General features: G+C 69.9%; 17 protein-coding genes. 6 read left to right on the top strand and 11 right to left on the bottom strand.

Features of this window, described 5'->3' with window-relative positions:
* Nucleotides 1-22 precede the first annotated feature (22 nt).
* Nucleotides 23-1,042, top strand: coding sequence for an ABC transporter substrate-binding protein (locus KZJ41_RS03160; protein WP_006945587.1), 1,020 nt, complete (start codon nt 23-25; stop codon nt 1,040-1,042).
* 12 nt (nt 1,043-1,054) lie between these two features.
* Here the strand turns inward: KZJ41_RS03160 and KZJ41_RS03155 are convergent, their stop codons facing one another.
* The 3 genes from KZJ41_RS03155 to KZJ41_RS03145 form a co-directional block, all read right to left on the bottom strand.
* Entirely contained in the window at nt 1,055-1,819 is a 765-nt protein-coding gene (locus KZJ41_RS03155) for a maleylpyruvate isomerase family mycothiol-dependent enzyme (RefSeq protein WP_251550167.1), read from the bottom strand.
* Between the two features lie 65 nt (nt 1,820-1,884).
* A complete protein-coding gene (locus tag KZJ41_RS03150; protein WP_006945624.1) occupies nt 1,885-3,336 on the bottom strand; it encodes a family 43 glycosylhydrolase in 1,452 nt (483 codons plus the stop codon).
* A 139-nt stretch (nt 3,337-3,475) separates the two neighbouring features.
* Complete coding sequence (locus KZJ41_RS03145; protein WP_006945626.1) at nt 3,476-5,260, bottom strand: cholesterol oxidase substrate-binding domain-containing protein; 1,785 nt, start codon at nt 5,258-5,260, stop codon at nt 3,476-3,478.
* Nucleotides 5,261-5,575: 315 nt separating this feature from the next.
* On the opposite strand from KZJ41_RS03145, the gene KZJ41_RS03140 reads away from it, so the two are divergent.
* On the top strand, nt 5,576-6,706 hold the full coding sequence (locus KZJ41_RS03140) for an LLM class flavin-dependent oxidoreductase (protein ID WP_006945628.1): 1,131 nt from the start codon (nt 5,576-5,578) through the stop codon (nt 6,704-6,706).
* A gap of 14 nt (nt 6,707-6,720) precedes the next feature.
* On the opposite strand, the gene KZJ41_RS03135 is transcribed toward KZJ41_RS03140, so the two are convergent.
* The 4 genes from KZJ41_RS03135 to KZJ41_RS03120 form a co-directional block, all read right to left on the bottom strand.
* Nucleotides 6,721-7,515 carry a metal-dependent hydrolase gene (locus tag KZJ41_RS03135; protein ID WP_006945629.1) on the bottom strand — a complete coding sequence of 265 codons (795 nt, stop codon included), beginning with the start codon at nt 7,513-7,515 and terminating at the stop codon, nt 6,721-6,723.
* A 143-nt stretch (nt 7,516-7,658) separates the two neighbouring features.
* Nucleotides 7,659-8,132 carry a Dps family protein gene (locus KZJ41_RS03130; RefSeq protein ID WP_006945630.1) on the bottom strand — a complete coding sequence of 158 codons (474 nt, stop codon included), beginning with the start codon at nt 8,130-8,132 and terminating at the stop codon, nt 7,659-7,661.
* Between the two features lie 298 nt (nt 8,133-8,430).
* Nucleotides 8,431-9,891, bottom strand: a complete 1,461-nt coding sequence (locus KZJ41_RS03125; protein ID WP_102800623.1) for a catalase — start codon at nt 9,889-9,891, stop codon at nt 8,431-8,433.
* 84 nt (nt 9,892-9,975) lie between these two features.
* The gene (locus tag KZJ41_RS03120; protein ID WP_044476473.1) at nt 9,976-10,407 is read right to left on the bottom strand and encodes a Fur family transcriptional regulator; all 432 of its coding nucleotides are present in this window, start codon (nt 10,405-10,407) and stop codon (nt 9,976-9,978) included.
* Between the two features lie 137 nt (nt 10,408-10,544).
* On the opposite strand from KZJ41_RS03120, the gene KZJ41_RS03115 reads away from it, so the two are divergent.
* The gene (locus tag KZJ41_RS03115; protein ID WP_006945633.1) at nt 10,545-11,345 is read left to right on the top strand and encodes a DUF5602 domain-containing protein; all 801 of its coding nucleotides are present in this window, start codon (nt 10,545-10,547) and stop codon (nt 11,343-11,345) included.
* Between the two features lie 2 nt (nt 11,346-11,347).
* On the top strand, nt 11,348-12,145 hold the full coding sequence (locus KZJ41_RS03110; RefSeq protein ID WP_006945634.1) for a DUF5602 domain-containing protein: 798 nt from the start codon (nt 11,348-11,350) through the stop codon (nt 12,143-12,145).
* A gap of 16 nt (nt 12,146-12,161) precedes the next feature.
* Here KZJ41_RS03110 and KZJ41_RS03105 read toward each other — a convergent pair whose 3' ends face one another.
* The 4 genes from KZJ41_RS03105 to KZJ41_RS03090 are packed head-to-tail and all read right to left on the bottom strand — an operon-like array spanning nt 12,162 to nt 16,573.
* Complete coding sequence (locus KZJ41_RS03105; protein WP_029547198.1) at nt 12,162-12,788, bottom strand: acetoacetate decarboxylase family protein; 627 nt, start codon at nt 12,786-12,788, stop codon at nt 12,162-12,164.
* Nucleotides 12,781-14,496 (bottom strand): FAD-dependent oxidoreductase, encoded by a 1,716-nt coding sequence (locus tag KZJ41_RS03100; RefSeq protein WP_251550164.1) that lies wholly within the window; start codon nt 14,494-14,496, stop codon nt 12,781-12,783. Before KZJ41_RS03100 ends, KZJ41_RS03105 begins: the two co-directional genes overlap by 8 nt.
* Entirely contained in the window at nt 14,493-15,998 is a 1,506-nt protein-coding gene (locus KZJ41_RS03095) for an NAD(P)/FAD-dependent oxidoreductase (RefSeq protein WP_251550162.1), read from the bottom strand. The genes KZJ41_RS03100 and KZJ41_RS03095 overlap by 4 nt, the downstream gene beginning before the upstream one ends.
* Nucleotides 15,995-16,573, bottom strand: coding sequence for a TetR/AcrR family transcriptional regulator (locus KZJ41_RS03090; protein ID WP_006945640.1), 579 nt, complete (start codon nt 16,571-16,573; stop codon nt 15,995-15,997). Before KZJ41_RS03090 ends, KZJ41_RS03095 begins: the two co-directional genes overlap by 4 nt.
* Nucleotides 16,574-16,770: 197 nt before the next feature.
* Here KZJ41_RS03090 and KZJ41_RS03085 point away from each other — a divergent pair, with 197 nt between their 5' ends.
* Together KZJ41_RS03085 and KZJ41_RS03080 are read left to right on the top strand one after the other, a co-directional pair.
* Entirely contained in the window at nt 16,771-17,937 is a 1,167-nt protein-coding gene (locus tag KZJ41_RS03085) for an acyl-CoA dehydrogenase family protein (RefSeq protein ID WP_029547195.1), read from the top strand.
* Nucleotides 17,938-17,986: 49 nt separating this feature from the next.
* Nucleotides 17,987-19,510 carry a long-chain fatty acid--CoA ligase gene (locus KZJ41_RS03080; RefSeq protein ID WP_006945643.1) on the top strand — a complete coding sequence of 508 codons (1,524 nt, stop codon included), beginning with the start codon at nt 17,987-17,989 and terminating at the stop codon, nt 19,508-19,510.
* The last annotated feature ends 13 nt before the right edge of the window (nt 19,511-19,523 follow it).

The raw sequence follows: 19,523 nt of genomic DNA, 5'->3' as shown, positions 1-19,523 counted from the left end.
GAGGCAAGGATAGCCTGCCCTCATGCACAAGCTCAGACACCTCGGCCGCCTCACCGCCGCGGCCCTGCTCGTCACCTTCACCGTCGCGGCGTGCGGCGGCGCGGCCGAGTCGACCCGCGACACCGGCTCCGGCAACACCGACGTGGCCACGGGCGGCCGGCTGTTCGCCACCGCCGACGAGGAGACGGCGAAGCTCGGCAGCGACGCGGAACCCGGCCGGTTCCCGCGCGTGGTCACCCACGCTCTCGGCGAGACGGAGATCGCGGCCAAGCCGCAGCGCGTCGTCGTGCTCGACGGCGGCGAACTCGACGACGTCCTCTCCCTCGGCCTCACACCCGTGGGCCTCGCGAGTCCCGAGGGCGCGGCGGAGCAGCCGTCGTACCTCGCGGACCGGCTCGCCGGTGTGGCCGACGTGGGCACGATCAACAACCTCGATCTCGAGGCCATCGGCGCGCTGCGGCCGGATCTGATTGTCGGCAGCAAGCTCCGCGCGGACAAGATGTACCCGCAGCTGTCCGCCATCGCCCCGACCGTGTTCTCGATCCGGCCCGGTTTCCCGTGGAAGGAGAATTTCCTGCTCGTCGCGGACGCGCTGGGCGAGGAGGAGAAGGCCGAGTCCGTCCTCAACGCCTACCAGAGCCGCGCCGACGAGGTGCGGGACTCGATCCAGGGCGATCCGAGCATCTCGCTCGTGCGGTTCATGTCCGGCAAGATCCGCCTGTACGGGAACCTCTCGTTCATCGGCGTCATCCTGCAGGACGTCGGGCTGCGACGTCCGCCGGTCCAGGACATCGAGGAACTTGCGGCCGAGGTCAGCCCGGAAACGATCACGGAGGCGGACGGCGACCGGATCTTCTACTCGAGCTACGGCAGGGAAACCGACGAGGCGGCGGTCGTCGGCGGCCCGCTGTGGTCGAGCCTCACAGCCGTGCAGCAGGGGCGCGCCGTCGCGGTGAGCGACGAGACGTGGTTCCTCGCACTCGGCCCGACCGGCGCGATGCTCGTTCTCGACGACCTCGAGCGATTGCTCGCACGGCAGTAACCGAGATCGGCGTCAGATCGTCACCTCGTCGCGCCAACGGGTCAGCAGCGCGGCGTCACCGAACACGTCGAATCGATCGAGGGACGCCCGGTTCCACAGGAGGAGCAGCAGATCCGACGCCGGCCCGCGGACCGCGACGTCCCCCTCGGCGTGGGCGTGGACGACGGAAGGTTCGTCGGCATCGAAGGTGATCAACCATTCGCCCTCGCCGGCGGCGAGGGCGGGGTCGGTCGCATGCAGGTGCATCGTCTTCCCCGACCCGGCCGGCGACCCGGCACTCCCCGCCCCACCGAGGGCCCCCGCGCCGCCGAGGGCACGGAACGGGAGCAGCACCCCGAAGAGTTCGTCGATGCCCTCGACGGCCAGCGCGGTGTCGACGGGCGTGGTGCCCTCGCCCGCGGCGAGTTCGGCGTCGATCCGGTGCAGCGCAGTCTCGACCGCCATGCGACGGACCCAGAACGAAGCCGGTTGCGGTCCGGCGAAGGTCTGCTCGTCGACCTGCGGATCGGCCGATTGCACGGCCTCCGTCAGCTCCTCGAGTCCGTCCCGCACCCATGCGACGACGGCGGCCCCGGCCGGAGCCGGGGGGATCTCGGTGCGACCGCCGGTGCGCAACCAGCCCGCCGCGTTCCGGTGCACTCGGCCGACGTGCCCGAGAAGCCGTTCGACGGACCAGCGCGGGCAGGTCGGGACCGGCCGGTCGAGCCGGCCTTCGCCGGCGGCGAGCAGCCGCTCGGTGTCTGCGCGCAACAGCGCCGGATAGGAGGCTCGATCCATCCCTCGATTATGGGTGGCTCCCCCGTCTCGCCGAAGCCCCGGCGCGCCGGGGTGGGACCACGCGGTCAGCGGGCCGTCTCGCGCACTCGCAGTGTCACCACGTCGAGGGACTCGCCGACGTCCGAGAGCCCGTCGGATTTGCGGGCGGTGACGGCACCGAACTCGACCGTCTCCACACCGTGGGTGCCGGCGAAGGCGTACAGGCCGTAGGTGCCGTTCGCCGCACTGTCGCTCACCGTGAAGGCGATTCGCTCCTCGCGGGTCTCCCCCGGCGCCAGATCGACGTCGATCGGGCCCAGGACCGGTTCGCCTTCCTCGCCGTTCGGACGGACCGCGCTGCCCCACACCTGACCCGTGTAGGGCGCGTCGCCGGGTGCTTCGACGAGCATGGTGGCTTCGATCACCCCGCCCGAGGCGGGCAGCGTCGTGGCCGTGTCGGCCGTGAGCGAGACGCGCACGGGAAGATCCGTCCGGGGAACGTCGGGGCGGGTCGACGACGGGGACCCGTCGCCGATCTCCGGCCAGCCGTTGGCCCACACGATCCGGTCGATCATGCCCTCCCGTCGCTGGGCACCGCTGGGAAGCTGGAGATCGTCGCGGGGAATCGCGTGGTAGACGATCCAGTCGTCGCCGGCGTCGTCGGTCACCACCGTGTTGTGCCCGGGTCCCGCCCACGGATCACTGCCGGCCAGGATGAGCGCGCCGCCACCGCCGTCGAGGTCGTCACCCTTGCGGTCGACGTACGGGCCGGTCAACGACTCGGACCGGCCGACGAGCACCCGGTAGGCGGTGTCTGCGCCGTTGCAGCAGTGGCCGGAGGAGAGGAACAGGTAGTAGTAGCCGTCGCGGTATTCGACGTGCGGCCCCTCGAAGCGTTCGTCCGCGACCCGGACCGGTTCGCCTGCGGGCGCGGTTCCGTCCGCGGCGAGCGGGATGGCGTAGACGCCCTTGAAGTTCCCGACGAACATCGTCTTCGTCGTGCCGTCGTCCCACACGAACGGATCGATCGTGCCCTGGACGCCGACGTCCTCGGCACAGAACACGGGGCGGCCCAGGTCGGTCCACGGGCCGGCCGGTCCGGGTGCGGTGGCGAGGCCGATGCACGGATTCGCCCCGTCCGGCAGCGCGTAGTAGAGGCTGTACCCGGTGTCCGACTCGATCACGTGGGGAGCCCAGACGTAGTTGTTCGCCGGATGCCATCCGGGAATCTCGGAGAACACGTCGTCGACGTACATCCAGTCCGTGAGGTCGAAGGACTTGAAGACGGACATCCCCCGCAGTCCCCGGCCGTCGCCCCAGTCGTCGCCCGTGGTGTACATGTAGTACGCCCCGTCGGGCGCCCGCACGATGCTGGGGTCGGCCGCGACGGGCTCGACGATCGGGTTCGCCGCGGCGGGTGGCGCCGGCGCGATCAGGAAGGCGAGCAGCGACATCGCGGCCGCGACGGATCCACGGCGGACGTGGCGTCGAGCCGCGTGGTGACCGCCCGCCTTCTTCCCCGTCTCGAACTTCCGCACGTCGCTCCCACCGTCGACTCACATGGAACGGGGCAAATGTATACGGATGTGACTGGTGTGGGAGTTGTGAAAGGCGCAAGCGGCCGGATCGAAACCGAACCGTGCCCTCGGACCGTACCGGAACCCCCTCCCATGGCCCCTACACCGGCGGCAGCAGCCGGTCCAGGAAACCGTTGCTGAACACCCGGTGCGGATCGTGCCGATCGAACGCCGCGCGCGCCGCGTCCCAGCCCTCGTCGGCGGACAGTCCGGTGCGGTACATCGCCGGGATCGTCTCGCCGAGGAACCGCGAATCCCGGTGCCCCCCCTGCTCGTCGAACGCCCAGCCCTTCGACCACTCGGACCGGAAGGCGGCGTAGTCACCGGAGTAGTGGTCGGCCATCCACTGCTCCATCTCCCGGAAGAACGCGGACTGCCCCGCGGTGCCGGGAATGGAGACGACGTTCATCCAGATGGCAGTGTCCCAGTCGGGCCGGTCGGGACGGGGACGCACGGCCGACAGATTCGGCGCTCCGGCCGAATCGACGAGCACCTCCGACTGGTCGTCGACGGTGCACAGTCGCACCTCGAACGGCATGTTGACCGGATACTGCCCGAGCGAGGCGTAGTGGGTCATCCGCTCGTGCAGCCAGGTGGTGAACTCGTGGACGACGCGGGCGATGTTCGCGCGCCGCGTGACGACCACCCCACCGCCGGCGATGACGCGCAGCGTGGTGGCCCGCAGGTAGAACAGCAGGTCCTTCGACCAGCCCCACAGGTCGGCGGTGCCGGTGGCGGCGAGACCGGCGGCGACGGCCCCGAACTGGCCGGCACCGAAGGCCGGGGTGGCAGCCTGCATCCCGCTCGCCACCCGGCCGAGAGGGGTGGTGACCTCCTCGGGGATGCTGTCGGAGAAGAAGTAGTTGTACGGGCCGTGCACCTCGCGCGCGGTCGGTGGCTTCTCGGGGCACACCGACCAGATCTTCAGCCACGGCGTCTCGGTGAAGGGGAACCAGATCGCCTCGACGCGGCCGGACTCCTCGACGAACCGCTCGAAGGTACGGCCCGGGGAACCGGGCGGGGCGAACAGTTCCTGCCACGGCACGTCGGTGAAACTCTGGCAGCGCAGCCGGTAGTTGGCCCCGGCCTGCAGGGTCACCGAGGTGACGAAGCTGCGGCCCAGGTGGGCGAGCAGGGGCGTGATCTCGGGTTCGGACCGACGGAACTCACGCAGTTCGTAGGCGCCGGCGGCGGCGTTCCACACGACGGCGGTGAGGGCGACGACGAGGTTCGACAGTGAGCCGAACGACTGGCCGGGGAGCGCACGCTCCCCGGCGGCCGGATAGGTGGCGCCGTGCGCGCCGATCGACAGCGCGCCCGCGATGGTGATGTCGCCGATCGCGGGGGCATTGGCCCAGCCGAGGCCGTGCTGTTCGAGCGCGGCGAGGATCGACTCGATGCTCGCACCCGCGCCGGCGGTGACGGTGGCGGGTGTTCCCGCGGGATCGACGGTGACGGCGTTCAGGTGCACCATCGTGTCGATCAGCACGATCTTCTCGACGCTCTCGCCGGGCACGACGGTCAGCGGGCTCCAGCTGTGCATGGTGCCGCGCGGCCGGACGCGGTAACCGTGGGCGCGGGCCCAGTCGGCGATGCGCACGACGTCGTGCGCATCGCGTGCGGTGGCGGTCCACACCGCGTCGAAGCGGATCGTCCGGGCCCAGTTCTCGAAGCGCTGCTGGGCCAGCGGGATGTCTGCGGGGAACTCCGGCGGTGCCGGAATGGTGGCGCGCGGATCGCCGGCCGGGACCGCACCGGCGGGGGTCCAGGCGAGGCCGGTCAGTGCGACGGCACCGGCGGCACCGGCGGCGCCGAGGAGGGCTCGTCGGCTGAGGGTCGTGGTCGAGGCGGGGTCGCCGTCCGTCCGGGCGTCGCGGGGGTCCACCGGGCTGGGCTCCGATCTGGGAGGAGGCAGAAACAGAGCAAAAATAGAACAAGTTCTCTTTCGATGCCAGTGGTTCCGTAATGCGCCGCCGAACCGGCTGAACGCCGCCGTCCACGACCGGAGCGAGGACGTAGGACGCTAGCCCCGCACCCGGTCACGGGCAGACAGTGGCAAGTGCCGTTGCACGGCGGCGACAGCGTGCCGTTGCACGGCGGCGACAGCGTGCCGTTGCACGGCGGCGACAGAGTGCCGTTGCACGGCGGCGTCAGAGCACCGCCGGCCGCCGGTGAACGGACAGGCCCGGAAGGGAACGCCATGACGTCCACCACGATCGATACCGGCATGTACACCTCGTCCAACCCACCGTGGCGCGAGGTGCGGGTCATCACGGCGCTGGCGAGGTATGGCGGGCTGACGTCGCTGTTCGTCTGGGACCATTTCCAGGAGTTCTTCCCGACCGCCCTGTGGGACAGGACCTTCACCCGCTTCAGCGACCAGGTGTCGAGTCCGCACGAGGTGTTCGACTACCAGACCCTGCTCGGGGCACTGGCGGCCCCTGCGGGGAGGATGCGGCTCGGGGTGGCAGTGAGCGAGCCGATCCGGCGCCACCCGGTGCTGCTCGCTCAGGCCGCCCTGACCCTGGCGCATCTGACCAAGCGCGCGCCGATCCTCGGCCTGGGCTGCGGGGAGCGGATGAACATCGACCCGTACGGGTTGTCGCAGGCCCACCCGGTCGACCGACTCGCCGAAGCCGTGCAGATCGTCCGCCGCTGCTTCGACTCGCACGGCCCGTTCGACTTCCACGGCACGCACTTCCACCTGGACGGGGCGGTGATGGACCTGCAGGCCCCACCCGGGCGCACCCCGGAGATCTGGATCGCCGCCCACGGACCTCGGATGCTGCAGTTGACCGGGCGCTACGGCGACGGGTGGCTGCCGATGACCATCGCACTGCGCACCCCGGACGAGTACGGGGCGAAACTGGCGCGCATCCGTACCGCCGCCACCGAGGCCGGTCGCGACCCCGACCGGATCGTGCCGGCGTTGGTGGCCTACATCCTCGTCGCCCCCACACAGAAGCGGGCGCAGGCGATGCTGCACAGCCGGATGATGCGGTACTGGACGCTGCTGTTCTCCGCCGAGCACTGGGCTGCGGCCGGCGCGGTACATCCCTTCGGGCCGGAGTTCCGCGGCTCGGTCGACGTGATCCCGGAACGCTACGACCGGGCCCGGTGGGAGGAGGCGCTCGCGGCGGTGCCCCCGGAGGTCACCGAATACGGATTCCTCGTCGGCACACCGGGCCGGATCACCGCGCGGTTGCGGGAGTTCGGGGAGGCCGGGCTGCGGCATGTGGTGCTCGTCCCCACGTCGGCCTACCTGTCGCTGCAGGACTGGGCGTACACAGTGCCCGCCGTGTATCGCATCGCCGCGTCGCTGCGCAGGTGAGCACCCTCGAGGACCTACACGCCGACGGCCTCCCGCAGGAGTTCCGGCGCGCCGTCGATCGACCACACCGCCATCGCGAACGCGGCGATCGTCAGCCCTGGACCGAGGATCGCCAGCTCGAAGGCGCCGCCGGCACGGATGGCAAGGAACCCGGGCATCTTGATCTCCCACCAGCGCTCGCCGCGCCACGGCAGGAACGGCGCGAGGAACGGTATGCCCTCCTTGGTGACGGCGTCGCCCAGGCAGTGCGTCGCGCATCCCAGCGCCACTGCCACCCCGAGGCCCACCGAACCGACCTCTCCGGGGAACCAGTTCCACATGAGCACCGACAGCACCGCCGAGGTCGCGGTCACCACGAGCCAGCCGTTGCGCTTGGCCCATCCGTCCGCGAGCCCGCGCAGCGCCAGGCCGAGCGTGACGAACAGGACGGCGACGACCGCGACCCGGTCGAACCGGGCGACAAGCGTCGACACCCCCGCCCCCAGCAGGCCCGCGAACAGGGCCGTGTGCGTCAGCGTGCGATGCCCGCCGCGACGGCTGCGGTCGCGGCGGCCCTTGGTGAGCGTGTAGTAACCGAGCGAGAGGTTGTCGATGCCGCGCGCCGCGACCTGACTCACCGGCCCGAAGGACCGCGCCACCGTCGACTGGGGCGTGTCGAGATCCGGCAGGAGGGCCGAACCGGCGCAGACCGCGGCGAACGCGAACGTCTCGGCCGTGGATGTGGGCCCGCCCCACTCGCGGGGCAGCACGTCGGCGACGAGGAGGCCGACCAGCGCCCCGGACACCGCGTGGGTGGGACCCATGACCATCGCTGCAGGCACCTTTCGATCGAAGAACGAACCGATGCCAACGTAGCAATCACATCCGACACTTCAGTAACACAGGTGTTCGATCGCCCGGCGCACACGAAGGGCCACCCGCGGGAACGGGTGGCCCTCTCGCACTCGACGGCTCAGGCGAGCTGCGCCTGCCACATCCAGTGCGCCTGCTCGAGGCCGGCGGTCTGGGCGATGAGCAGGTCCTGCGTGACCGGGTCGGCCTCGTCCGTCGCCGCGATGCGCTCGCGCAAGCGTCCGATGACGGCCGCGAGGTTGTCGGTGATCGCCGCGACGACCTGCTCGTCCTTGGTCCAGCCCGCGCCGAAACCCGTGGTGCCGGAGTCCTGGGCGACGGTGGTGGCCCGTCCGTCCGGGCTGACGCCGATCGCCGTGAGGCGCTCCGCCACCTCGTCGGTGTAGGTGCGGGCGGCCGTGACGATCTCGTCCAGCGCGAGATGCAGGCTGCGGAACTGCGGGCCGACGACGTTCCAGTGCGCCTGCTTGGCGATCAGGCTCAGGTCGATCATGTCGACGAGGGTGCCCTGCAGAGCGTCCCCGGCGACCTTCTGCTGGTCCGGGCTCAACGTGCTGGTGATCGGTCCGGTCATGATCCGAGCTCCTATCCGTGTCGATGTGCCTCCCGGCGGCGACGGACGTCGCGCGCCGGCCGTGCTTCGGACATATCTCCCCCGCTTCAACGCTCGACGCGGTGACCGAGTTCCGCGCGGCCGCAGGCAACGAAGTGGATACGGGGCCCCTTCGGCCCGGAGTGTCCGTGGCAGCCGCGGCCGCGCGGGCGGATGATGGAGGAAGAATCCGTATCGAGGGAGGACAGAGTGATGCAGACGGTCATCGTGTGGATACTGGCCACCCTCCTCTACTGGTGGGGCATTCTCTGACGGGAGGTCAGGCCCGGCCCGCCCGCACGCCCTCCTCGACCTTCTTGCCGAGGTCGGCGTCGACGTTCGACCAGTATTCGAAGATCCGCTCGTACAACGCCGCCGCGGTCCCCCCGAGGATGTGGCCGACGATGTTGCCCACCAGCCGCTCACGGGCCGCGTCGTCGAGCACCTCGCGGACCAGCGTGCCGGCCTGACCGAAGTCGTCGTCCTCGGCATGCCGGACGTAGCCGGCCCGCACCGCCTCGGTGCCGAACTCCCACAAACCTTCGTCGCCGGCGGCCTGCGGGTCGGCGTGCGGGCCGCCGAAGCTGTTCGGCGCATACACCGGGGTGCCCGGGTCGTTGAACGAGTACCGCATGGCGCCGTCCTTGGAATACGAGTTCACCTCGTTCCTCGGCGCGTTGACCGGCAGCTGCGCGTGGTTCGCGCCGATGCGGTAGCGGTGCGCGTCGGCGTAGGAGAACACGCGGCCGAGCAGCATCTTGTCCGGCGACAGGCCGATGCCCGGCACGATGTTCGACGGCGCGAACGCGGCCTGCTCGATCTCGGCGAAGAAGTTGCGCGGATTGCGATTCAGCGTCCAGGTGCCGACCTCGATCAGCGGATAGTCGCGCTGCGACCACACCTTGGTCAGGTCGAACGGGTTGAAGCGATACCCCTCCGCCTCGGCCACCGGCATGATCTGCACCTTCAGCGTCCAGCTGGGGAACTCGCCCCGCTCGATCGCGTCGTGGAGGTCGGCGCGGTGGTAGTCGGGGTCGGTGCCGGCGAGGCGGTCGGCCTCGGCCTGCGTGAGGAATTCGATGCCCTGGTTCGTCTTGAAGTGGTACTTGACCCAGAACCGCTCTCCGGCGGCGTTGACCCACTGGTAGGTATGGGAGCCGAAACCGTCCATGTGGCGCCAGGTTCGGGGGATGCCCCGGTCACCCATCAGCCACGTCACCTGGTGGGCGCTCTCGGGTCGCAGCGTCCAGAAGTCCCACTGCATGGTGTGGTCGCGCAGACCCGAACCGGGTAGCCGCTTCTGGGAGTGGATGAAGTCGGGGAACTTGATCGGGTCCTTGACGAAGAACACCGGGGTGTTGTTGCCGACGAGGTCGTAGTTGCCGTCCTCGGTGTAGAACTTCACCGCGAAACCGCGCGGGTCGCGCCACGTGTCGGGGCTGCCCTGCTCCCCGGCGACCGTCGAGAAACGCACGAGGGATTCGGTTTTCGCGCCCGGCTGGAACAGCTTGGCCTTGGTGTAGGCACTGACGTCGCCCGTGACGACGAGTTCGCCGAACGCGCCGCCGCCCTTGGCGTGCACGACACGCTCCGGGACCCGTTCGCGGTTGAAGTGGGCGAGCTTCTCGATCAGGTAGTGGTCGTGCAGCAGTACCGGGCCCTGCGTTCCTGCGGTGAGCGATTCGTCGTCGCTCGCGACCGGAATGCCGACGTTGTTGGTGGTGGGGCAAGGATTCGTCACGGTGATCCTCCTCTGGAAGGGTGCACGCTCCGCGCCACGTCGCCGCGGTGCGGGTCGTAGTCGGAGTGGAGAAATGGTGCGGGACTAAGACTCTCGACAGTCGGAGCACAGTCCCCAGAACGTCACTTCGGCCTCGTCCACGACGTAGCCGTGGTCGTCCGAGGGTTCGAGGCACGGCGCCGCTCCGACGACGCACTCGATGTCGGTGACCGCGCCACAGCTGCGGCACACCAGGTGGTGGTGATTGTCGCCGATCCGGGTCTCGTACCGGGCCGGCGAACCCGCGGGTTCGATGCGGCGCAGGAGCCCGGCCCCGACGCACGCCTTGAGCACGTCGTACACCGCCTGCGTGGAGACGGAGCCGAGTTCGCTCCGCACCGCGGCCGCGATCTCGTCCGCATCGGAATGGGGGTGCGCGGCAACCGCACCGAGCACGGCAACACGCGGAGCGGTCACCCGCAGACCCACGGAGCGCAGTTGCGCCGGGGGGTCGAGGTGCTCATTCGCTCGTTGCATGACCCCAGTATGCCCCTTTTCTGGAATTAGTCAAGAAAAGACGGGCGGGATCGGTCCGCACACGATCGCCTGATTCCGCACAACGGACCCGCCGGCCGGGTCTACCCTGCTTCTCAGCCCACCGGAAGAGGTTCGCCATGCGCACCAACCCGATCTCTCGCGCCTCCGGGATCGCGATCGCGGCCGGCACCGCGCTCACCCTGCTGCTCGGCTGCTCCAGCGGATCCGACACGGAATCCGAGCCCTACTCCTACGGCCCCACCGTCGAGGTCGGCGACGGCACGGCCCGCACCTACGTCGAGCAGGGCGACGACGGTGCCCCCGCGGCGATCGGGGTCCGCTTCTCGGCGACGGCGCTCGACGGCCTCTCCGACGCCCTCGAGGTGCACACGCTCGAGTTCCCGGCCGAGGCGGACGAGACCGCGTTCGACCACCTGACCATGGACTGGAACCCGCACGGGCACGAACCGGTGGGACTGTTCGACCAGCCTCATTTCGACATCCATTTCTACATGATCGGCGCCGAGCAGATTTCCGAGATCGACCCGGCCGCACCCGGGTACGCCGACGCGGCGGCCAACATGCCCGAAGCCCGGTACATGCCGGCCGACTACGTGCCCGCCGGTCCGCCGGAGATGGCGCTCGTCCCGCAGATGGGGATGCACTGGGTCGACGGCACCCTGCCGATCGCGCCGGGACAGTACGACTTCACCCAGATCCTCATCGAGGGATCCTGGGACGGCGAATGGACCTTCATCGAGCCGATGCTCACCCGCGACTGGCTGCTCACCCGGCCCACGATCGACGAGCCGGTGAAACAGCCCGAGGCCTATCAGCAGAGCGCGTACTACCCCACCACCTACTCGGTGAGCTTCGACGACCAGGCGCAGGAGTACGTCGTCGAACTCGGTGGACTCACCATGCGAGAGGAGTCGTGACAGTGGTGCACCTTCGCACGTTCGCGGTGCTCGGAGTCGTCGGCGTGACGGCGACGGCGACGGCACTCGTCGTCGGTTCCGTGGCCGGAGCCCAGGGCTCCACGTCCGTCGACGGCCCGCCCCGCCCCGTCGGTAACGGATCGGCGCACACGTACGTCACCGTCGGACCCGACGACACCCCCACCGCGATCGGCGTCCGCCTCGATGCCGCCGCTCTCGAAGGCCTCACGAGCGGTCTGCTGCCCACCACCGAGGCCTACGTGCTCGACGTTCCCGACGGGGCGCCCGCGACGGTCGTCGACCATGTCACGCTGGACTGGAACTCTCACGGCCACAATCCGGAACACGGGTTCGACCAGCCGCACTTCGATGTGCACTTCTACCTCGTCGACACCGCGACGGTGGAGTCGATCAACCCGCTCGTCCCCGGGTATCTCGAGCGGGCGGCGAAGCTGCCGGACCCGAAGTACCTCCCGGAAGGCTACGCGCCGTCGGACCCCCAGCCGATTCTCGGCACCGTCCCCAACATGGGACTGCACTGGCTCGACACCGCCGAGCCGCACGGGCACTTCACCGAGACGGTCCTGCAGGGCTCGTGGGACGGCCGGCACGTCTTCATCGAGCCGATGATGACCCGGGACTGGCTGGCGTCCCGGCCCGACCTGCACGAGGAACTGCGGCAGCCGAGCGCGTATCAGCAGTCCGGCTACTACCCCACCACCTACTCGGTGACGTGGGACGACGCAGCCGGGCAGTACGTCGTCGAACTCGGTGGGCTCACGATGCGCGAGGCGTCGTGAGCCCACCGCAGGTTCCCTAGCGCACCGTCCGGGCCGGGCCGATGCTCATCCGGCCCGACGTGATGACGATGCCGTGGTGGGCCCCCGGCAGCAGCCACCGTCCCAGTGTCGGGCCCTGCGCCTCGACGCGGACGCGGGCATAGCGGAACCGTCCCCTCAGCCGTGCCGTGGCGCGGGCCTGGCTGCCGTCCGGTTCGGGCTGTGCGAACGCCAGTCCCCCGACGATCGGCAGTTCCGGACCGCGCGGGGTCGCGTCGGTGTCCACCTTCCATGTGTCGCCCGTGGCGGAGAACCGGCCGATGACGTCGCCGGTGAACGAGGCGAGCACCTTGGGCAGATGCCAGTGCTCGCGCCCGCCGTGCACGGACGCCTCGGAGTCCACGGCGATGAACGGCACGGCCATCGCCGGGATCAGTCCCGGGCGCAGGACGGGACTTGCGAGCACCTCGCGGTAGGGGCCGACGGGCGATTCGAGGTAGTCCACCACCATCGCGAGGGTGAACGGCAGGGTCCGGCCGCCGGGGCCGAACTGGGCCGCCCCGGGCGCGCTGCGGTGCCACCACAGGGCCGCGCGCGCCTGCGCCGACCACGGCGGCGGCGCGGACGTCGGCCAGTCGGTACGTTCGTCGGTGCTCTCAGGCACGCTCCACAACACGGGCGGCCTCCTCTCGTCGGACGGGATGGATCGGCAGGCGCAGCGCCGCGGGAGCCGACTCCGGCACGCTGGGCCGCACCGGCCGCACCGGAGTGACCGGCACGTAACCGGATCCGAGCGTCGGGCGTGGATCGGCGTCACCCTTGTTGGGCCACAACGCCATCGCCCGCTCGGCCTGCGCCGTGATGGTGAGCGACGGGTTCACGCCCAGGTTGGCGCTGACCACGGATCCGTCCACGACATGCAGGCCCTCGTGGCCGTAGGCGCGCAGGTAGGGATCGACGACACCGGACTCGGGCGAGTCCCCGATCACGCAGCCGCCGAGGAAGTGCGCGGTCATGGGAATATTGACCAGGTCCGCAACTGATCCGCCCGCGTCGCCGTCGATCTTGCCGGCGACCCGCCGGATGGCCTCGTGACCCACCGGAATCCACTCCGGCGGTGGCGCGCCGGGCCCGCGACGGCTCGTGAGCCGGCGTCCGAACGGCCCGCGCGTGCTCGCCAGTTCGAGGGAGTTGTCGTCGGTCTGCATGACCAGCGCGATCACGGTCCGCTCGGACCAGTGCCGCACCGACAGGGTGCGCAGGAACGCGGCGGGGTTGCGGGCCGCCACCGCGAGGAACTTCACCAGCCGCGGTGTCCGGCCCCCACCGTCGACCAGGAGGGCCTGCAACAGCCCGATGGCGTTGCTGCCCTTGCCGTACCGCACCGGTTCGATGTGGGTGTGGTCGTCCGGGTGGAAGGAGGCGGTGATCGCGATGCCGCGGGAGTAGTCCACGGTGCGGTCCTGCGCCGTCGCGGCGAGCACCGCTTCGGAGTTGGTGCGCACCACCGTGCCCAGTCGCGGCGACAACATCGGCAGGGCACCGGTCTCGCGCATCGCGAGCAGCAGCCGCGACGTGCCGTAGGTGCCGGCGGCAAACACCACCTGGTCGGCGGTGAACACTGTGTGGCGCTTGCGGATCCGGTTCGTGCTGCGGGCACGGACCTCGTATCCCCCCTCGGCGCGCGGACTGATCTCGGTGACGGTGGTGAGCGGATGGATCGTCGCCCCGGCCTGCTCGGCAAGGTACAGATAGTTCTTGACGAGGGTGTTCTTCGCGCCCACCCGGCAACCCGTCATGCAGCCGCCGCACTCGGTGCAGCCGGTGCGCTCGGGCCCGGCGCCCCCGAAGAACGGGTCCGGCACCGTCTTCCCCGGTTCGCCGAAGAACACGCCGACCGGCGTGGTGGTGAACGTCTCGCCGACCCCCATCTCCTCGGCCACCGAGCGCATCACCTCGTCGGCGGGGGTCGTCAGCGGATTCGGGCGCACGCCGAGCATCCGCGCCGCCTGCTCGTAGTACGGTCCGAGCTCGGCCTGCCAGTCGGTGATGTGCCCCCACTGCGGGTCCTGGAAGAACCGGGCCGGCGGCCGGTAGAGGGTGTTGGCATAGTTGAGCGATCCCCCGCCGACGCCGGCACCCGCCATGACCAGGACGTCGGGCAGCAGGTGGATGCGCTGCACGCCGTAACAGCCCAGGGCCGGGGCCCACAGGTACTTGCGCAGTCGCCAGCTGGTCTTCGGCAGTTCGTCGTCGGCGAAGCGGCGGCCGGCCTCGAGAACGCCGACGCGGTAGCCCTTCTCGGTCGCGCGCAGCGCGGCGACGCTGCCGCCGAATCCGGACCCGACGACCAGAACGTCGTAATGGGTCATGCCGCAATCCTTTCGGCAGCGGGACGGGTCACGTAGTTCTCGGGATCGAAGCGCTTGGTCCGGGCGCGGTACCGCCAGGTGAACGTCGGCCACATCACCGAGTTGCGCCCCTTGCGGTCGAGGTACCAGCTGTGGCAGCCGCCCGCGTTCCACACCGTGCCGGCGAGGGCGGGGTCGAGTTCGGCGTTGTAGTCGCGCTGCGCGCCGGCGGTCACCTCGACGGTGGCCAGTTCCCGGGACCGCATGGTGCGCAGGGCGTCCGCGATGTAGGCGGCCTGCGATTCGAGCATGTACACGATCGAGCTGTGGCCGAGGTTGGTGTTCGGCCCGTACATCAGGAAAAGGTTGGGGAAGCCGTGGACCGAGACGCCCAGGTAGGCGCTGGGGCTGCCGTTCCAGGCCTCGGCCAGGGTGCAGCCGTCGCGTCCCCGGATGTGCCGGGCCACAGGCGGTTCGGTGACGGTGAAGCCGGTGCCGAAGATGACGGCGTCGACCTCGTACTCGTTGCCGGTCTCGTCGACGACACCCTTCTCGGTGACCGCGGTCAGCCCGGAGGCAACCACGGTGACGTCGGGCCGGGTGATCGCCGGGAACCAGTCGTTGGACAGCAGGATCCGCTTGCACATGATCCGGAACCCCGGGGTGAGCTTCGTCCGCAGATCCGGATCCGGGACCTGCTTGTCGAGGACCGACAGCGCTCGGCGCTCGAACAACGGCACGAGCCACCGGCGCGCGAACGGCCGTGTCATCCCGACGACGTACGTTTCCTTCTGCCCGTAGACGGCCCCGCGAACGACCTTCTGCGCGAGCGGGAAACGCCGGTAGAGGGCGCGCACCGGGCGCGCAATGGTGTGATCGTGCTTGGGCATGACCCACGAGGCGGTGCGCTGGAACAGCGTCAGGTGCCCGACGGTGTCGACGATGGCGGGGACGAACTGTATCGCGGAGGCGCCGGTGCCGATCACGGCGACGCGCTTGCCGCGCAGGTCGTAGCCGTGGTCCCACTCTGCCGAGTGGAACATCTTGCCGCGGAACATCTCCAGGCCCGGCACCTTCGGGAGGGTCGGGGTGGACAGCGCACCGGTCGCCGAGACCAGCACGTCGGCGGTGAGGTCGCCCCGCGACGTCGACACGATCCAGCGGGTGTTCTCGTCGTCCCACTGCGCGTTGCGCAGTTCGCACCCGAACATCGTCCGGTCGGTGACGCCCTGTTCCGTCGCGACCCGACGCAGGTAGGCGTAGATCTCCTCCTGGGTGCCGTGGGCCTTCGACCAGTCCGGTTCGGGCGCGAAGGAGAACGAGTACAGCGCGCTCGGCACGTCGCAGGCCGCGCCCGGGTAGGTGTTCACCCGCCAGGTGCCGCCGACGTCGTCGCCCCGCTCGATCACGAGGACGTCGGCGCGCGGGTGCTCACGCAGCAGCGTGGCCGCCATGCCGATGCCCCCGAAGCCGGCCCCCACGACGAGCGTGTGGACGTGCGGCGGGAGGGTCTCGATGCTCACTTCATCACCAGTTCCTTCCAGACCGGGAGCAGCCGCTCCCGGATCTCACGATCCGATTCGGGGGTACGCATCAGGGCGGCGACGGCGAGGCCGCGGGCCAGCTCGATGCTCAGGTCGATTCCGTCGGGGCCCATCCGGTCCCCCATGATCTCGAGGCAGCCGACCCGCAGCGCGTCGGAGACCTTGCGCTCGAGGGGGATCACCGCCTCGTGCAGGGTGGGATCGGTCCGGGCGGCCACCCACAGCTCGAGCGCGGCGTGGAACAACGGTCCGCGGAACGCGTCGGTGAGGACGTCGAGGCCACGCTCGGGGTCCGGGCTGGCCTCGAGGATCTCCGTGAGGCGCTTGTCGACGAGGTGCTCGACCGCGGCGACGACGAGCGATTCCTTGGTCGGGAAGTGATGCAGCTGCGCACCCCGGGATACCCCGGCCCGTTTGGCGATGACCTGGGTGGTGGTGCGCGCGTAGCCGAGTTCGACGAGCGAGTCGACGGCCGCGTCGAGGAGTTTCGCCCGGGTCACGGCGGTGCGCTCGGCCTGCGTGCGCCCCGTGCCCGTGGATGTGGTTCGAGTCACAAGAACGGACGGTAACAGCAAAACAACAAACAGTCCAGACTGCTTGCAAGTTTTTAGCCGAGACACATATCCCCAGCTGAGGGCACCGCCCACCCGGAAAGCAGATGGAATTCAACCGTTGACTATTTCAATCATTATTGGTCTACTGTGATCTGCGCGACAAACCACGAGGTCGCAGAAGGAGGACCGCCGTCTCCATGAGTGCCGTGTCGCTCGAACGCACCATCTACGAACCCGACCACGCCGCGTTCCGCGAAACCGCGCGACGCTTCGCCGAGCGCGAGGTCGCCCCCCACCTCGAGCAGTGGGCCGCGGCGGGCCGCGTCGATCGCGAGCTGTACCGGCAGGCCGGCAAGCTCGGCCTGCTCGGTGTCGCCGTGCCGGAACGGTTCGGCGGCGGGGGCATCGACGATTTCCGGTTCGGCGCCGTGCTCATCGAGGAACTCGCCCGCGTCGGCGCCCAGGCCGTCACCATGGGCTTGTCGGGATTCAACGACCTGGTCGCCCCGTACTTCACGGCCCTCGGCACCGAGGAGCAGAACCATCGCTGGCTCGCCCCCATGGTCGCCGGTGAGGCGATCGGCGCGATCGCCATGACCGAACCCGGCGCCGGCAGCGACCTCGCCGCCGTCGCCACCACCGCGATTCCCGACGGCGACCACTTCGTGCTGAACGGCAGCAAGATCTTCATCTCCAACGGCCTGCTCGCCGACACGATCATCGTCGTCGCGAAGACCGATCCCGCCGCCGGGAAGAACGGGGTGAGCCTGCTCGTCGTCGAGGACGGCATGCCCGGGTTCACGAAGAACGGCCCGCTCGACAAGGTGGGCCTGTCCGCACAGGACACCGCCGAGCTGGTGTTCGACGACGTCCGCGTGCCCCGCGCCAACCTGCTCGGCGAGGAGAACCGGGGCTTCGGCTATCTGCGGCACAACCTGCCGCAGGAGCGGCTCAGCATCGCGGTGACCTCCATGGCCCTGATGACCCGCACGTTCGAGACGGCGCTGCGCTACGCCACCGACCGCACAGCGTTCGGGCAGCGCATCGCCGACTTCCAGGCCAACCGCTTCTACCTCGCCGAACTGGCCACCGAAATCGAGATCGCGCAGGTGTTCGTGGACCGTTGCATCCTCGACGCCGCCCACGGCCGGCTCGACGAGGTGACGGCGGCGATGGCCAAGTGGTGGGTCACCGAACTGCATCTGAAGGTGGTGCACCGGGCCGTGCAGCTGCACGGCGGCTACGGGTTCATGAAGGAGTACGACGTCGCCCGCGACTATCTGGACTCCCGGGCCGGGACCCTCTACGGCGGCACCACGGAGATCATGAAGGAGATCGTCGGTCGCCGGCTCACCCGGACGTAGTCGCTTCGGCCACAGACCATCCCGCATCCCAAGGCATCGAGGAGATCCCGTGCTCAATCAAGGTACCGGAACCTGGCCGCACCGACGCGCCCGGCAGGCCCCCGACGCGGTCGCGCTCGACTTCCGCGGCACCACCGTCACCTACCGCGAACTCGACGAGCGGGTCACCCGGCTCGCCCACGCCCTGCGCGCCCGGGGTATCGGCCCCGGAGACCGGGTCGCGCTGCTGTCCGCGAACCACCCCGCCTACCTCGAGGTGCTGTTCGCCGCCGGCCTGCTCGGGGCCGTGTTCGTGCCGCTCAACGCCCGGCTGACCACCCCCGAGGTGGAGTACTGCCTGGCCGACTCCGGCAGCGCCGTGCTGATCCATTCCGCCGCCCTCGCGGACGTCGCCGACGCGGCCGCCACCGCGGCCGGCACCGCCCGGCGCGTGGTCCTCGACGGGGCACCCGACGACCGGGCCGTCGGCTACGAGGAGATCATCGCGACCGCCCCCGCCGACCGTCTCGACGTCCCGGTCACGCACGACGACCCGTGCTTCATCATGTACACCTCCGGCACCACCGGCCGGCCCAAGGGCGTCGTCCTCACCCACGGCAACGTGGTGTTCGCGGTGATGAATCCGATCGTCGATCTCGACTTCCTCTCCGACGAGGTGGCCCTGGTCGCCGCACCGCTCTTCCATACCGCCGCCTTGAACTTCGTCGCCCTGCCGACCCTGCTCAAGGGCGGCACCGTGATCGTCGAGGAGGGCTTCGAGCCCGGCCGCATCCTGCACCTGATCGAAACCAAGAGGGTCACGTACTCGTTCGGGGTGCCCACGATGCTCGACGCGATGAGCACCCACCCGAACTGGAACCGCACCGACCTGAGCTCGATCCGTCGCTGGATCGTCGCGGCCGCACCGGTACCGCCACGGACCCTGCAGACCTACACCGCCCGTGGCGTCCGCCTCTGCCAGGGATACGGATTGACCGAGACCGGCCCGGGCGCGCTGATCCTCACGCCCAAGGACGCCGAGCGCAAGCTCGGCACCGCGGGCGCCCCGCACTTCTTCACCGACGTGCGCGTCGTCGACCCGGACGGCACCGAGGTCGCCCCCGGCGACCGCGGCGAGATCCAGATCTCCGGCCCGAACGTGATGCGGCGGTACTGGAATCGCCCCGACGCCACCGCCGAAGCCTTCACCGGCGACGGCTGGTTCCGATCCGGCGACGTGGGGGTTCCCGACGAGGACGGCTTCGTCACGATCGTCGACCGGCTCAAGGACATGATCATCTCGGGTGGCGAGAACATCTACCCCGCCGAGGTGGAGGCCGCCATCCTCGACCTGCCCGGCGTCCTCGGCTGCGCCGTCTTCGGTGTGCCCGACGAGAAGTGGGGTGAGGTGGGCCGGGCCGCCGTCACCCTCGCCGACGGCGCCACCCTCACCGAGGACGAGCTGTTCGCCTTCCTCGGCGAGCGCCTCGCCAGGTACAAGATCCCCAAATCCCTTCTCGTTCTCGACGAGATCCCCCGCAACGCCACCGGAAAGATCCGCAAGGACAAGTTGCGCGAGCAGTACGCCCACTGACCCGACCGCCACG

It is taken from the genome of Rhodococcus sp. 11-3 (assembly GCF_023704055.1).
Taxonomy (GTDB): domain Bacteria; phylum Actinomycetota; class Actinomycetes; order Mycobacteriales; family Mycobacteriaceae; genus Rhodococcus; species Rhodococcus aetherivorans.
This window is presented reverse-complemented; position numbering and strand designations above follow the sequence as displayed.